18 protein-coding genes and 1 pseudogene are annotated in these 14468 nt (G+C 70.9%); 8 read left to right on the forward strand and 11 right to left on the reverse strand.

The genetic code is table 11. The features are described 5' to 3' along the window. Positions 1-81 precede the first annotated feature (81 nt). Positions 82-1572, forward strand: coding sequence for an NAD(P)/FAD-dependent oxidoreductase (locus tag F9278_RS29730; protein WP_193241700.1), 1491 nt, complete (start codon positions 82-84; stop codon positions 1570-1572). On the opposite strand, the gene F9278_RS29735 is transcribed toward F9278_RS29730, so the two are convergent. The 4 genes from F9278_RS29735 to F9278_RS29750 all read right to left on the reverse strand — a co-directional run bounded on the left by F9278_RS29735 (position 1538) and on the right by F9278_RS29750 (position 4839). Continuing rightward, positions 1538-2773 (reverse strand): MFS transporter, encoded by a 1236-nt coding sequence (locus F9278_RS29735; RefSeq protein WP_193241701.1) that lies wholly within the window; start codon positions 2771-2773, stop codon positions 1538-1540. The two genes, F9278_RS29730 and F9278_RS29735, sit on opposite strands and share 35 nt — an antisense overlap. Before the next feature lie 102 nt (positions 2774-2875). Next, positions 2876-3736: a hypothetical protein gene (locus F9278_RS29740; RefSeq protein ID WP_226967019.1), complete on the reverse strand. Its 861-nt coding sequence runs from the start codon at positions 3734-3736 to the stop codon at positions 2876-2878. A gap of 73 nt (positions 3737-3809) precedes the next feature. Then, positions 3810-3932, reverse strand: coding sequence for a DUF397 domain-containing protein (locus F9278_RS47510; protein ID WP_226967344.1), 123 nt, complete (start codon positions 3930-3932; stop codon positions 3810-3812). After that, entirely contained in the window at positions 3895-4839 is a 945-nt protein-coding gene (locus tag F9278_RS29750; protein WP_152171063.1) for a helix-turn-helix domain-containing protein, read from the reverse strand. Before F9278_RS29750 ends, F9278_RS47510 begins: the two co-directional genes overlap by 38 nt. A 170-nt stretch (positions 4840-5009) precedes the next feature. Between F9278_RS29750 and F9278_RS29755 the strand changes: the two genes are divergently transcribed. From F9278_RS29755 to F9278_RS29765, 3 genes are all read left to right on the forward strand, one after another. Further along, a complete protein-coding gene (locus F9278_RS29755; protein WP_226967020.1) occupies positions 5010-5174 on the forward strand; it encodes a hypothetical protein in 165 nt (54 codons plus the stop codon). Between the two features lie 41 nt (positions 5175-5215). Next, positions 5216-5602: a DUF7848 domain-containing protein gene (locus F9278_RS29760; RefSeq protein WP_226967021.1), complete on the forward strand. Its 387-nt coding sequence runs from the start codon at positions 5216-5218 to the stop codon at positions 5600-5602. A gap of 92 nt (positions 5603-5694) precedes the next feature. After that, positions 5695-5874: a peptidoglycan-binding domain-containing protein gene (locus F9278_RS29765; protein ID WP_226967022.1), complete on the forward strand. Its 180-nt coding sequence runs from the start codon at positions 5695-5697 to the stop codon at positions 5872-5874. 54 nt (positions 5875-5928) lie between these two features. Here the strand turns inward: F9278_RS29765 and F9278_RS29770 are convergent, their stop codons facing one another. The 5 genes and pseudogenes from F9278_RS29770 to F9278_RS29790 form a co-directional block, all read right to left on the reverse strand. Next, entirely contained in the window at positions 5929-6321 is a 393-nt protein-coding gene (locus F9278_RS29770; RefSeq protein ID WP_152171066.1) for a GntR family transcriptional regulator, read from the reverse strand. Continuing rightward, the gene (locus F9278_RS29775) at positions 6318-7151 is read right to left on the reverse strand and encodes a hypothetical protein (protein ID WP_226967023.1); all 834 of its coding nucleotides are present in this window, start codon (positions 7149-7151) and stop codon (positions 6318-6320) included. The genes F9278_RS29770 and F9278_RS29775 overlap by 4 nt, the downstream gene beginning before the upstream one ends. A gap of 110 nt (positions 7152-7261) precedes the next feature. Then, positions 7262-8236: an isopenicillin N synthase family dioxygenase gene (locus F9278_RS29780; RefSeq protein ID WP_152171068.1), complete on the reverse strand. Its 975-nt coding sequence runs from the start codon at positions 8234-8236 to the stop codon at positions 7262-7264. Then, entirely contained in the window at positions 8220-8741 is a 522-nt protein-coding gene (locus F9278_RS29785) for a nucleoside deaminase (RefSeq protein WP_193242047.1), read from the reverse strand. The genes F9278_RS29780 and F9278_RS29785 overlap by 17 nt, the downstream gene beginning before the upstream one ends. Before the next feature lie 125 nt (positions 8742-8866). Continuing rightward, positions 8867-9364 (reverse strand): annotated as a pseudogene (locus tag F9278_RS29790) (quinone oxidoreductase family protein); the annotation flags it as partial. A gap of 136 nt (positions 9365-9500) precedes the next feature. On the opposite strand from F9278_RS29790, the gene F9278_RS29795 reads away from it, so the two are divergent. Continuing rightward, entirely contained in the window at positions 9501-9827 is a 327-nt protein-coding gene (locus F9278_RS29795) for an ArsR/SmtB family transcription factor (protein WP_152171070.1), read from the forward strand. A gap of 9 nt (positions 9828-9836) precedes the next feature. Here F9278_RS29795 and F9278_RS29800 read toward each other — a convergent pair whose 3' ends face one another. Next, positions 9837-10280: a PLD nuclease N-terminal domain-containing protein gene (locus F9278_RS29800; protein WP_152171071.1), complete on the reverse strand. Its 444-nt coding sequence runs from the start codon at positions 10278-10280 to the stop codon at positions 9837-9839. A gap of 116 nt (positions 10281-10396) precedes the next feature. Here F9278_RS29800 and F9278_RS29805 point away from each other — a divergent pair, with 116 nt between their 5' ends. Next, positions 10397-11854, forward strand: coding sequence for a menaquinone biosynthesis decarboxylase (locus F9278_RS29805; RefSeq protein ID WP_152171072.1), 1458 nt, complete (start codon positions 10397-10399; stop codon positions 11852-11854). Next, positions 11851-12756, forward strand: coding sequence for a menaquinone biosynthesis prenyltransferase MqnP (mqnP, locus tag F9278_RS29810; RefSeq protein WP_152171073.1), 906 nt, complete (start codon positions 11851-11853; stop codon positions 12754-12756). Before F9278_RS29805 ends, mqnP begins: the two co-directional genes overlap by 4 nt. Positions 12757-12991: 235 nt before the next feature. On the opposite strand, the gene F9278_RS29815 is transcribed toward mqnP, so the two are convergent. Further along, positions 12992-13609, reverse strand: coding sequence for a rhomboid family intramembrane serine protease (locus F9278_RS29815; RefSeq protein WP_152171074.1), 618 nt, complete (start codon positions 13607-13609; stop codon positions 12992-12994). Positions 13610-13699: 90 nt separating this feature from the next. Here F9278_RS29815 and F9278_RS29820 point away from each other — a divergent pair, with 90 nt between their 5' ends. After that, positions 13700-14392 (forward strand): UbiX family flavin prenyltransferase, encoded by a 693-nt coding sequence (locus tag F9278_RS29820; protein WP_152171075.1) that lies wholly within the window; start codon positions 13700-13702, stop codon positions 14390-14392. The last annotated feature ends 76 nt before the right edge of the window (positions 14393-14468 follow it).

Here is a 14468-nt window from a genome sequence, read left to right on the forward strand (position 1 = left end):
GCGGCCGTCCTGGCAGACAGCCAGATAGACAGGCAGACAGACAGGCCGGCCGCACCCGCATCCATGATCAAAGGGAGAAGTGTGACCAGCTACGACATGGTCATCGTGGGAAACGGAATCCTCGGATGCGCCACCGCCCTGGAGCTGGTCCGCAGGGACGGCGGCCTCAGGGTCGCGGTCGTCGGCCCGGAGGCTCGCGCCGGAGCCGCCACCACGGCGGCGGGAGCGATGCTCAACTGCGTCGCGGAGGTCAATCACCGGACACTGTCCACGGCGGCCGGACAAGCGAAGCTCGACCTGTCGATCCGGGCCCTGGAGGCATGGCCGGACTGGCTGGACGCGATCAACGCTGAGCTGCCGCCGGACCGCCGGCTCGCCATCCGCAACGGTACCTACGTCATCCTGAACGCCAGGGCGGGGCGGTTGGACAGTCTCAACTACCACGCCATCGTGGACGCGGCCACGCGGTACCGGCAGCGATTCGAGCATGTGCCGTCGGGCGATGTGCCGCACCTGAAGCCGGGCGTGGACGCCCGCCCCCTGAGCGCCGTCTACCTTCCCGACGAAGGGTCCATAGACGCGCGTCAGGTTCTCGACGCGGTCGTGTCCGTGGCGCGACGCGCCGGAGTGGTCTTCCTGGACGACACCGTGGCCGGCTGGAAGCGGAACGGCGACCGGATCGGCTCCGTCGTCACCGAGTCCGGGGCCGAGATCCAGGCGGACAACTTCCTGGTGGCCGCCGGCGCGGCGAGCCACTCGCTGCTGACCGAGCTGAACGAGTCCGCCGAGTCGGCGGAGGGTGCCGCGATGCCGCTACAGCCCGTTCTCGCGGGCAAGGGCGTCGCGGTGACCGTCCGGGGCACGGGTTCGGGCGCCGAGCACGTGGTCCGCACACCGAACCGCGCGGGCGGCTGCGGTCTGCACATGGTCCCGGGCAGCGACGGAACGGTCTATCTGGGCGCGACCGGTGATCTGGCGCTGGAGCCCGACGAGTCCCAGACCGTCGGTTCCGTGCGCTTTCTGATCAGCATGATGGAGCAGTTCGACAAGCGCCTCTTCCGCAGCGAGATCATCCGCTGGCATGTGGGTAACAGGCCGGTGAGTGTCGACGGTTTCCCGCTCGTCGGGAGGGTCTGGCAGGACAACCTGTGGGTGCTGTCGGGAACCCACCGGGACGGTTTCCACTGCTCGCCCCTGCTGGCACGGCATATGGCGGACCTCATGCTCGGCGGTGCCGGAGTCCTCGGTGACCACCCCTTCGTCCCGCTGCGGCAGCCGATCAGGACGATGAGCCGGGAGGACGCGATCGATGAACTCGCCCTGCACCTGGTGTCCCAGTTCTACGAGAGCTCCGGACGATCACCGGCCTATTCGGAGGTGTCCGAGGTCCTGGAGCGGCAGTACCGGACGCGCACCCGGGAGACCTACGACGACCTCGGCATCGACTTCGGGCTCGCTCCCGATCTTCTGGGACTGCTGAACTGGGCGGCGGACCGGGACGCCAAGATCGGCTACTTCCGGGACTACTTCCAGCGCGTCAGCCGCGCCGAGGCGCTCGCTCCGACCCGCTGACCGGCTGTCCCACGGTCCGTACGGAGGGCAGGAACGCCCCCGGTACGACCACCAGGACCAACAGGACGGCGGAGCCGGCCAGGACGTTCCCGGCGCCCAGCGGCTCTTCCAGGGCCCCGGCGAGCGCGTAACCGACGGACAGCGTCAGCAGGGTGGACATCAGGCCGTAGGAGCTGACCCGGGACAGCTTGTCCCGGGGTATCAGGCCCTGCACGGTGGTCACCCACACCGTGTTGACGTACGCCGCGCTCACCATCCCGAGCCCCGCGGCGGCCCCGACGACCGCGGTTCCCGCACCCGCCGCGAGGGCCAGCAGCGGTGCGGCGCCGAGGACCATCAGCAGAAAGCCGGCCGTCAGTGGTCTGCCCGGCGTCCAGCGGGTCGCCAGCACCGCTCCGGCCACCGCGCCGACCGCCCCGGCCGCCGACACCGTGCCCCACGCGGACGCCCCGCCCACCAGCAGCGGGCCCAGCACGTACAACGGCGCCGTGACCAGGTTGTAGGCCGACTGCACCAGCAGCCCGGTCATGTACCAGCGCCTCGACCTGACCTCCCGCCAGCCCACCGCGAGGTCGGTGCGCAGGGAGCCGAGGCCGCGGTTGCCGGTCCGGGTCGGCGGCAGCCGCACCAGGGCCAGCAGTACGGCGCTGACCAGGAAGGTGGCTCCGTCGATCGCGTACACCCAGCCGGGCCCGGCCACGGCGACCAGTACTCCGGCGATCAGCGGCCCGGCCACGCGGGACGCGCTCTGCGAGACGCCCAGCATCGCGTTGGCCCGCCGGAGTGCGTCCGCCCCGCCCGTGCCGACGATGTCCGGCACGATCCCCGTGAGCGCGGGCCGGGACAGCGCCGACGCGGCGCCGTAGACGAGGGACGCGGCGAGCAGCATCCACATCCGCGCGGCGCCGACGAGGAGCAGGAACCCCACGGCGAACTGCACGGCCGCCTGCACCAGTTCGCTCACCAGCAGCATCCGGCGCCGGGGCAGCCGGTCCGCCAGGACTCCGCCGACGAGCATCAGGGCGACCCGGGCGACGACGGACACTCCCAGCACGGTCCCGATGTCCGCCGCCGACCCGCCCAGTTCCACGACCGCGAAGACGAGCGCGACATTGACCAGCCCGTCACCGGTGAGGGAAACGGTGCGCGCCGTCCAGTAGAGCCGGAAGGCGGGGCTGAGACGGCGGTGTTCTGATGTCACGCCCGCCACAACGTTCGGGATCGTACGAGCGTTCCGTGACCGCTGTCACCGAACCCCGGACGCCCGCGTGTCCGCGTGTCCGCGTGTCCGCGCGTTCACCGTTCAGGGAGAGAGAGCCACCAGCATCGCGTACGACGACGGGGTGCCCCCCGGCGCCCAGCCGCCCTCACCGCGCTCGCCCGTCAGCTCGGGCAGGACCGTCCGGCGGGCCGCGTTCCGCAGCGCCGGATGGCTCTCGCCCCGCAGCGCCGCGTAGAACACCACCTGGTCCGCGATCCCCTCGGCCCGGTCCCGCAGCACCGACTCCATCAGCCGCCGCCCGGCTGTCTCCTGCACGTTGTCGATCAGCACGACCGGCCGCCGCCGCCCCGCCCGGCGCGCGTCGAGGTCCGCCAGCAGCGCGCGTACGAGGTGACGCTCGGCGTGCGTACGGGCGTTGCCGTCCGCCCGGAACTGCTCCGACAGCAGGGTGAGCCCGCGCATCGGGTTGCCGCGCGCGTTCGGGTAGTCGCGGTACCACGCCGCGCCTCTGCGCAGCCGGCGGCACGACGGCGACAGCCCCTCCGCCGCGCCCTCCACCACCGCCTCCACGATCGCCCCGGCGGCGGGCCCCCGGTCCGCTATCAGCCCGGCCAGCCGCCCGGTCGCCCGTCCGCACAGCCGCAGGACACGCTCCGCCTCCGCCCCGGCCGCGGCGGCGAGCAGTCCCGACGCGAGCCTCGGGAACGCGGCGCGCTCGGCGAACTGCTCCGCGATCACCAGCAGCGCCTGGTACGCGGGCGACCAAGACTCCGTCGTCCGGTGCGGCGGTGGCCGGTCGAACTGTGCCTCCGCACCGTCGATCAACGCGGCGGGTGTACGCCCCTGGTGAGCCTCGCGCAGCTTCCGCAACGCCATGCTCTGGCCGGGGCCGGGGGTCCCGGCCAGCACGATGAAGGGGGCCGGTGTTGTTGCCGTTGTCATAGCTGCTGTGGTTATCAACAGCGGGGGAGCGAGGGGCGGTTGTTTCGGAGTGCGATGAACTCTGCCCGTTCGCTTACGACTCCGACCGAACCAGGCCTATGAAGGAGAGCCAGGCGAAACGGTTGATGAGCAGTACGGGGCCGTGGGGGACTTTGCTGTCACGGACGGGGACGAGTCCGGGGATAGCGGGGGCGATTTCGACGCAGTCGCCGGAGTTGACTTCGCTGCGGCTGCTCTTGATCCAGACTGCTGCGCTCAGATCCAGACTGTTCACCGTCGTCGAACCCTTCCATCAAGTCGCTGATCAGGGCGGCTGATTCTCGGGCCGACAGCGTGTCAGCCCTGAGCACATCATAGGTTCGCCGGTGCCGAGCGAGGATGGCCGGCTCATCGCTGAAATGGCCGAGATCCAGGGATTCGGAGTACAACCACTCGTGCCCGTCAGGCAGCTTGATCAGCGTCATGGGCGTGGCGGGCCGGGCGACCCCGGGTGAGTCGAACGGGAGGACCTGGACGCGGATGTTGGGACGTCGACCGACGGCCAGCAGGTGGGCGAGCTGGTTCCGCATGACGCTGGGGCTGCCCACCACGCGGCGCAGACAGCTCTCGTCCAACACCGCGACATAGAGCGGGCCGTCCGGGGACAGGATGCGCTGTTGTCGGCTGAGCCGTGCCCTGACTCGTTCCTCGACCGACACGGTGTCGCCGATGGCGCCTTTGAACAACTCGTACATGTACTCCTCGGTCTGCATCAGACCCGGCACGACGTTGTTCAGGTACTGCAGGATGGAGGTGGCCTCGTTGTCCATCTGCACCCGGCGCTCGAACCAATCCGGATACACGACCTGCGGATACCAGTCGACCTTGGCCCAGATCCGGGCCAACACCCCACCCGTCTCCAAGACTTCATCGCACCGTTTCGCGAACTGATCGCTCGGCACCCTCGTGCCCGCCTCGATCTTCGCGACCTGCGACCGATCGCACGGGATCTGCCTCGCCAACGCCTCCTGCGTCAGCAGCGCGGCCTCGCGGTAGTGGCGCAGCACCTCGCCGAACAGCGCGGCGTTGCTGGCTCCGCCAGCCCCCTCCGCGTTCCGCCTCATCGTCACGTCCCCCTTGCGTCCGGCGCGTGCCAAAGCCCAGTGCCACACGTCCCGCGTTGATTGCGACCGTTCCCTTCGGCAACGCTGAGTACACCCAGAGTGACAGACAGGGCTGTGGAGTGCGCGTGGAACCAGAAGGGCAGCTTGTCTACGATCCGCGGACGCGGCGCGTGGGTGAGTACCGGGACAGAGTCGGACCGTACGCGTTGCTGCGTCCGGTGGGCGGTGGCACGGAGTGGGAGGCGGATCCGGCGGCGCTGCGGCCGGTGACTCCGGCGGAGCGGATCGGCGCGCAGGTGGCCGCGGCCAACCGCCGTACGAAGAGGAGGGTGTGACGTTGCGTCAACTTGAGCCCCTGGGTCCGCCCCCCGTTCCGGTGACGGGTTGTACCGCGTGCGCGGAGTTGGCCGTACGGCGGGACGAGGCGCGGGCGCGGTACGACGGGAGCGCGGAGACGGACGCGAACGTGCTGCTGCGTCACCATCAGCGGCGCGAGCACGCGGTCGGGCCGGTCCGCCCGCGCCGCGTGTTCCGGTACGTGCCGTACGTCATCGCGCAGGACGCGACGGCGGAGCCGGAGTACGAGGCGCGGTGTGTGTCGGGCGACGAGACGGAGTGCGGCGCGGAGTCGGGCGTACGGAGTGATCCGGCGGCCGTGGAGGAGTGGCAGCGCGTACACACCCAGGAGACCCGGCATCCGCGCTACCGGCGGAGCTTCGGGGACTACTCGGTGCTGGAGCCGCTGGAGGAGGTGCCACTGTGACGACTGTTCGGGGTATCAGACATTCCGGTACGGCCGTCGCCCCTGGTGGAGTTGCGCCCGCGATCGTTCGCATGGAGTGACGCGCAGGCGCCGTGCGCGAGGCCCAGTGTCTGCTCCAGTACTGGGGCTTCTACATCGGCCCGACCGGTGTCGACGGTGACTTCGGGAGCTACACCCGATCGGCCACCCGTGACTTCCAGGCCGCCTGCGGCATAGGCGTCGACGGCGTCATCGGCCCCATCACCTGGAACCGCCTCCGCAACGGCTGCTGACCGCATCCGTGCCTCACTGTCGGCCCGTGGTCCCCGACCGCGGGCCGACACCTGTCAGGGGCGCGGCCGTTCCGGCCCCAACGCGTCCAGTACGGCGGTGAGGATCGCCTCCGGGGCCGCGCCCAGGGCGCGGGCCGAGGAGGTGAAGTCGCGGGCCAGCGTGGTGAGTTGGTGGGTGTCGGGGCTGGGCGGCCGGGCCGGTGGGGCCGCCACGCGGGTGCCCGCGCCGCGTCGGGTGCGGATCAGGGCCGTGGCCTCCAGCGCGCGGTAGGCACGGGCCACCGTCCCGGGGGACAGCCCGAGGTCGGTCGCCAACTGCCGTACCGTCGGCAGCCGTTCGCCCTCCCCCAGGCGGCCGGTGACGATCAGCGCGGCGAGCTGCGCGCGGATCTGCTCGTACGGCGGGACCTGGCTGGTGGTGTCCACGCGGACGGCGGGGTCGCTCATCGTCGGCGTGCCCCGCCCTCGATGGTCTCGTCCGCCGCCGCCGCCGTCTCGCCCTCGGCCGGCTCGGGCTCGACCTCGACCGCGCGGGGGGCCACCACGGTGACCAGTGACCAGACGACGGTGAACAGGTTCAGCAGGGCCAGCGGGTAGAACACCCAGAAGGTGAGCGCGCCCAGCACACCGGCGCAGCCCGTCTCCGTCAGCGAGACGGAGATCATCAGCACGGCGTACAGCTGCTGGCTCGACACCAGCAGCCCCCAGGCCCCGGTGACCGCCCAGGCGCGGTCACGGCGCTGCTGTTCCTCGCCCGGCCCGTGGGCGATGCGGCGCAGCGCCCAGACACAGGTCGGGGTGGCTATGGCGAGCGCGCCGAACATCGGGAGGCTGTAGTACAGGCCGGGCCAGGGGCCGAGGGTCGCGCGCATCCCGTTGCAGGTGACGGCGACGACCTTCCCGGTGCTCAGGATCCGGTCGGGGTCGACGGTCGCCGTGGCGGCCGTGATCACCAGCAGGGCGGCGAGGGAGACCCCCTGAAGGACGATCAGGGGGCCCATGTGCGGTGGCACGTGGTCTCTGACCAGGCGCGGGGCGAGACTCGCGGTGCGGACCGCCTCCTGGGGGCGCAGGGTGAGCGCGTCGGCGAGCAGGACACCGGCCACCGCGCACAGGCCGAAGGCGGTGAGGCAGAACACGACGCGCTGCTCGAACTCGACGTGCCCCAGCGTGGACAGCGCCTGCGCGACGACGAGACCGATGGCCAGCCCGGACCAGCGGGCGTAGTGGTCGGCGTGGTCGAGCAACCGGTGCTGGAGCGGGGCGGTGTCGAGCATACGGAGATCCCCCCGGATCATCTTGTATCAAGCGGTCAGTACAAGCGAGTACAAGATGCCGTGGGCGGCATCTTGTGTCAAACCCTCGATACAAGATGGGGCGGAAACGGTCAGTCGACGGTGATCGAGTCCAGCTGCGCCCGCAGATACACATGGGAGTCGACCGGCGGGTGCGCCACCCGGCCGACCGGCGCGGGCACGGACTCGACGATCGTGCCCGGGGTGCACTCGCCGAAGTAGACCAGCGACATCAGCTCCTCGGCGGGCTCGTCGGCCGGCGGCGGCAGCACGCGATGGCGACCGGAACGCCAGCGGTCGCCCGTCCAACGGGACATCAGATCACCGATGTTGATGGTGAAGGCGTCCGGGTCGTAGGGGGCGTCCTCCCAGCCGCCCTCGTCCGTGAACACCTGGAGCCCGCCCTTGCCCGCCTGCCGGTCCAGGATCGTGACCGTGCCGAAGTCGGTGTGCGGGCCGATCCGGAACTGGCCCGGCGCCGGGTCCCCGACGACCTCCGTGCCCGGATACCAGTTGATGTTGAAGCCGTAGGTGGGATGGCTCATGTGCCGGGAGAAGAAGTCCGGTTCCAGGCCCAGTGCCTCACCGAGGAGCGAGAGCAGCAGGTTCTCCAGCTCGCCCATCCGCGCGAGGTACTCCTCGCACAGCGCCCGCAGCTCCGGCACCTCGCTCGGCCAGACGTTCGGCCGGTACCACTCCGCGTTCACCACCGGGTCGTCGAACGGCTCGTGTGTCGCGAACGTCAGCGACTCCTTCAGGTCCGGCGGCGTCTCCGTACCCTCCGAGTACCCGTTCGCCTCGGCCCCCGGCCCGAGCCAGCCGCGCCCGCCGACCTTCACCTCGTACGCCTGCTTGGCCTCGACCGGCAGCACGAAGAAGGCGCGGGCGGCCTCCCGGATACGCGTCCGGAGCCCCGGATCGACCCCATGACCGGTGACGAGAAGGAAACCGGCGGTCTGGAGCGCCTCGTCCACGGTCCGGGCGATCCGCGCACGCTCCTCGGGCCCACCGTCGGCCCAGGGCCGCAGGTCGATGGTGGGGATAGGGGGCCTACTGCTCGCTGTCACTGGCGTCTCCGTCGTCACTGGGATCTCCGCTGTCACGGGCGTCTCCGCTGTCACTGGGGTCTCCGATGTCCTCGTTCCACAGGGCCGGGTGGTGGGCGACGAAGTCGCGCATCAGGGCCACGCACTCCGGGTCGTCCAGCACCAGGACCTCCACACCGTGCTCGGCCAGCCAGTCGTGCCCGCCGTGGAAGGTCGTGGCCTCCCCGATCACCACCCGCGAGATCCCGAACTGCCGCACCAGCCCGGAGCAGTACCAGCACGGCGAGAGCGTCGTCACCATCGTCGTACCGCGAAACGTCCGCTGCCGCCCCGCCGCGCGGAACGCCGCCGTCTCCGCGTGCGTGGACGGATCGCCGTCCTGCACCCGGCGGTTGCGCCCGCGCCCGAGCAGCGTCCCGTCCGCCGCGTAGAGCGCGGCCCCGATGGGGACCCCGCCCTCCGCGAGCCCGGCCCGCGCCTCCTCCACGGCGACGGCGAGCCACGCCCGCGCCCGTGCCTGGTCCATGACCTCGTCCGTGACGTCGTCCATGGCCCCACTCTGCCCGCGACACGCCGTGCTCACGTGCGCGGCGCCGCCCCCGTGTCGCCCGTCGGACACATGAGCCGGGTGAGACAGGTGTGCAGCAGGCCCGCCCCCGCGCCCGCCGCCTTCGCCAACTGCCCCACCACGGTGGCGATCCCGCCCGCCGCGCCCTGCACGAGCACGGTCTCACCGGCCCGCAGCCGCCCCACCGTGTGCACGAGCGCGTACGCCGTCGGCAGCACGGTCGGCAGCGTGGCGCCCGTCCGCAGGCCGACGCCCTCGGGCAGCGGGAAGACGGTCGCCGCGTCGGCCACCGCGACCTCCGCGTACGCGCCCGCGTCCGTCAGCGCGGTGACCTGCTGTCCGACGCTCAGCCCCGTGACGCCGGCGCCGAGCGCGCGCACCCGTCCGGAGACCTCAAGGCCGGGGCGGTAGGGGAGCGCGGGGACCCGGTAGCCCTCGGCGCGGGCCTTGAGATCGGCGAAGTTCACCCCGGCGTACGCCACTTCGACGCCCACCTGCCCCGGTCCGGGCTCGGGGGCCTCCGCCTCCACCACCTTCAGGACCTCGGGATCGCCGTACTCCTGGAACTCGATCGCGCGCATACCGGACTCCCGCTCGGCCGGCTGAAGGACACGAGTGTTCAACGGAAAGCGAACACTGGCGAGTGTAAGGTTCTCATCGAACACTCTGCAAGGCGCGCACGCTCCACGGGAGGAGCGGGACGGGGGAGAGACGGGCATGGCGGAACGCGCCGGTCACCGGGCGGCCCCGGAACACACCCACCCCGACGACGTCCCGGTCCTCACCGCCCTCGCGGCCCTCGCCGATCCCGTACGCGTCACGCTGGTGCGGGAGTTGGCGGGCTCGTCGGTCTGGACCCGTAGCTGCGGCAGCTTCGACGTACCGGTCGGCAAGGCGGCGCTCAGCCACCACTTCTCGGTGCTGCGCGGCGCGGGGCTCGTCGAGCAGCGCGACGAGGGCGCCAAGCGCGTCAACCGGCTGCGCCGCGAGGAGTTCGACGCCCGCTTCCCGGGCCTGCTGGGCCTCGTCCTGCGCGAGGACTGAGGGCCCGCGTCAGTCCTGGCCGCCCTTCTTTCCCTCCCCCTGGTCGCCCTGGTCGCCCTTGTTCGGGCCGTCCTCCTCCTGCCGCTTCAGCTCCTCCTCGCGGCGGCGGAGGTCGGCCTCCCAGCTCTTGAGCAGGGCCTCGTCCTTCTGCGCGTCCTCCCGCTCGTTGTCCTCGGAGAGGGACTTCAGGAACTCGGGGTTGTCGTCGGGGGCGACGTACTGGGTACGCCGGTCGCGGTGCCACTCGGAGGGCGTACGACCACCGGCGGGGGCGTTGCGGAGCTTGCCCGCGGCGAGCCAGGCGATCGGGCCGACGATCCAGAAGAGCAGGATGATGAAGACCCAGGCGATCTTCGGCAGGTGCTTCGCCTCGTCCTCGGGGGTGTTGAGGCAGTCGATGAACGCGTAGATCGTCAGCGCCAGCGGCACGAGGTACATCAACACCCTGAGCATGGAACAGCCCCCTGGAAGCGGCGGTGGGTCGGTGTACGGCCCCCGGAAGTGACGGCGGGGCCGTGCGCCGGGCCCCGTGACGGGGCCAGGGTAGCCCCTCGGGGATACTTGACCCCATGGCTTACGACGATCTTCGCTCCCTGCTCCGCGCACTGGAGCGCGAGGGCGATCTCAAGCGCATCAAGGCCGAAGTCGACCCCTACCTGGAGGTCGGGGAGATCGTCGACCGGGTGAACAAGGCCGGCGGCCCCGCCCTGCTCTTCGAGAACGTGAAGGGCTCCAAGATGCCCCTCGCGATGAACGTCTTCGGCACCGACCGCCGCCTGCTGAAGGCCCTCGGCCTGAAGTCGTACGGCGAGATCAGCGAGAAGATCGGCGGTCTGCTCAAGCCTGAGCTGCCGCAGGGCTTCGTCGGTGTGCGCGAGGCGTTCGGGAAGCTCGGCGCGATGACGCATGTCCCGCCGAAGAAGGTGAAGCCGGACAGCGCGCCCGTCCAGGAGGTGGTCCTCCAGGGCGACGACGTGGACCTGGACCAGCTCCCGGCCCTCTTCACCTGGCCGAAGGACGGCGGCTCCTTCTTCAACCTCGGGCTCACCCACACCAAGCACCCCGAGACCGGCGTTCGCAACCTCGGCCTCTACCGCCTCCAGCGCCACGACAAGCGCACCATCGGCATGCACTGGCAGATCCACAAGGACAGCCGCAACCACTACCAGGTCGCCGCGAAGCGCGGTGAACGGCTGCCGGTCGCCATCGCCTTCGGCTGCCCGCCCGCCGTGACGTACGCCTCCACCGCCCCGCTCCCCGGTGACATCGACGAGTACCTGTTCGCCGGGTTCGTCTCGGGCAAGCGGATCGAGATGGTCGACTGCAAGACGGTGCCGCTGCAGGTGCCGGCGCAGGCGGAGGTCGTGATCGAGGGCTGGCTGGAGCCCGGCGAGATGCTCCCCGAGGGCCCGTTCGGCGACCACACCGGCTTCTACACCCCGCAGGAACCGTTCCCCGCGCTGAAGATCGACTGTGTGACGATGCGGAAGCGGCCGTTGCTCCAGTCGATCGTGGTGGGTCGGCCGCCGACGGAGGACGGTCCGCTGGGGCGGGCGACGGAACGCTTCTTCCTGCCCTTGTTGAAGATCATCGTGCCGGACATCGTGGACTACCACCTTCCCGAGGCGGGCGGCTTCCACAACTGCGCGATCATCTCGATCGACAAGAAGTACCCCAAGCACGCGCAGAAGGTCATGCACGCGATCTGGGGCGCCCACATGATGTCCCTGACCAAGCTGATCGTGGTCGTCGACTCCGACTGCGACGTCCACGACCTCCACGAGGTCGCCTGGCGGGCACTGGGCAACACGGACTACGCCCGCGACCTGTCGATCGTCGAGGGCCCGGTGGACCATCTGGACCACGCCTCCTACCAGCAGTTCTGGGGCGGCAAGGCGGGCATCGACGCCACGAGGAAGTGGGTCGAGGAGGGCTACACCCGGGACGGGGGCTGGCCGGACATGGTCGAGTCGGACCCGGCCACGGCGGCGCTCGTCGACCGCCGCTGGAAGGAGTACGGCCTGTGAGCAGCGCCTCCGCCGCGATCCCGCAGCAGCCGGGGCGCACCAAGGCCTTCCTCCGCCTGGTGATGATCGAACACTCGATCTTCGCGCTGCCCTTCGCGTACATCGCCGCGCTCACCGCCATGTTCCAGCTGGACGGCAACATCCACTGGGCGCGGCTGCTGCTGGTCACCATCTGCATGGTGGGGCTGCGGACGTTCGCGATGGCGGTGAACCGGATCATCGACCGCGAGATCGACGCCCGCAATCCGCGTACGGCGCAGCGTGAGCTGGTGACCGGGGCGATGTCGGTGCGGCACGCCTGGACGGGCGCGCTGATCGCGGTCGTGATCTTCCTCGGCTCGGCGGCGCTGCTGAACCCGCTCTGCCTGGCGCTCGCCCCCGTCGCCGTGATCCCGATGGTGGTCTACCCCTACGGCAAACGCTTCACGAACTACCCGCAGGCCATCCTGGGCCTCGCCCAGGCCATGGGGCCGGTGGGCGGATGGCTCGCGATCACGGGTTCCTGGTCCTGGGACGCGGTCGTCCTCGGTCTGGCCGTCGGCATCTGGATCGGCGGCTTCGACCTGATCTATGCCTGTCAGGACGTCGACTCCGACCGCGAGTCCGGCGTTCTGTCGGTCCCGGCGCGCTTCGGCATCCCGGCGGCGGTGTGGGCGGCGAGGGTGTGCCACGCGCTGACCACGGCCCTGTTCATCTGGTACGCGATCCTGACCGACGCGGGGGCGTTCCTGTGGCTGGGGTTGGCGATCGTCGCGGGCGCGTTCGTGTACGAGCACACGATCGTCCGGCCGCACGACCTGTCGCGCCTGAACCGGGCGTTCTTCTCGGTCAACGGGTTCATCGGGATCGCGTTGTTCGTGTGTGCGCTGCTGGATCTGGTGGTGCGGGGGTTGACCGTCTAGGGGTGATGATCGCCTGAGGGGTCGGGGGCGCGGGTGCGTCGGCGGGTGCGGCTCCGGTGGGGCTTCTCGCGCAGTTCCCCGCGCCCCTGAAAGAACAGGCCCCCGCGGGCCTGAAAAGCATTGGGGCGCAGCCCCTGCTTTTCAGGGGCGCGGGGAACTGCGCGACCAGCCCCCAACCACCCGCACTCGCCGACGCACCCGCACCCGCGCCCCCGAGCTATGCCGCACCCCCGAGCTATGCCGCGCCCCCAGGGACCCGGCGGCGGAACAGGAACGCCGCCACCACCCCCGTCACCAGCCCGATCAGATGACCCTGCCAGCTGATGCCGGTCTCCGTGGGGGCGATGCCTCCGAGGATCGAGCCGCCCCACACCGCCGCGACCAGCACCCCCACCGCGACCCCCAGCAACCGCCGCTCGACGAAGCCGGTGACGACGAGGAAGCCGAAGAGGCCGAAGACGACGCCGGACGCCCCCGCCGTGTTCGTGTTGTCCGGGGATATCAGCCACACCCCCAGCCCGTCCGCGACGATGATCAGCGCGCACACGGCAAGGAACCGGCGCAACCCGCCGAGCGCCGAGAGGAACCCCAGCACCAGCAGCGGCACGCTGTTCGCCGCGACATGGCCGAACCCGAAGTGGATGAAGGACGCCGGCACGACATCCACCAGCTCCGGCACCGACCGCGGCACGATCCCGAACTCGTCCAGCGAGTGCCCCGTCGCCACATCGATCACTTCGAGCAGCCACAGCAACGCCACCCAGCCCACCATCAGCCTGGCCGCGGCCTTCGCACGGTCCCCGCGCGACCACTCCCGCTCCGGACTCAGCGCCCCACGTACTCCACCAGCCATGTCGAACCCCCGCTCAACTCGTCCCCTCCGGGAAACGGCCGTGCCCCCTTGACCGGTTCCCGTCCCGCGCCGCCGGATAGGCTCGGTGTCGTGAACCCAGTCAAGCCAGGAGAGACGCCGCGTACGCCTTGGATCGTAGGGGTGTCCGGCGCATCCGGCACCCCATACGCCGCGGCGGTGCTCCGCGCGCTCCTCGCCGCCGGCGAGCGTGTCGACCTCGTGGTGTCCCGGGCCTCGCGGCTGACCCTGCTGGACGAGACGGGCATCTCCTTCCGCGACGCGCACTGGCGCGACGACCTGCGCGAATGGCTGGCCCGCGGCGCCGACGGCAAACCCGGCACGTTCGCCGTGGACCTCGACGGCGACCGCGTACGGCACTGGAGCGCGGGCGACCTGGCCGCCGGTCCGTCCTCCGGCTCGTACCCGGTCAAGGGCATGCTGATCGTCCCCGCGTCGACGGCGTGCGTCGCGGGCGTGGCCCTGGGGCTGAGCAAGGACCTGCTCCAGCGGGCGGCGAGTGTGACCCTCAAGGAGGGACGGCGCCTGGTGGTCGCCGTACGCGAGACGCCGTTGAACGGGCAGACCCTGCGGCACCTGGTGACCCTGGACGAGGCGGGCGCGACCGTACTGCCCGCGTCCCCGGCGTTCTACGCGGGCGCCACCCACATCCAGGACCTGGTGGACTTCGTCGCCGGACGGGCGCTGGACGCGGCGGGCGTTCCGCACGCCCTGTACCGGCGCTGGGAGGGCGACGTGGGCGGAGCGCGTTCCGCCGACAGGTGACACCTCCGACGGGCGGTCTTTCCCCCGGCCCCTCGCACCACAACGCATCACGCAGCACCTACAACGCAACTCTTCA

The sequence above is a fragment of the Streptomyces phaeolivaceus genome, from assembly GCF_009184865.1.
Classification (GTDB): domain Bacteria; phylum Actinomycetota; class Actinomycetes; order Streptomycetales; family Streptomycetaceae; genus Streptomyces; species Streptomyces phaeolivaceus.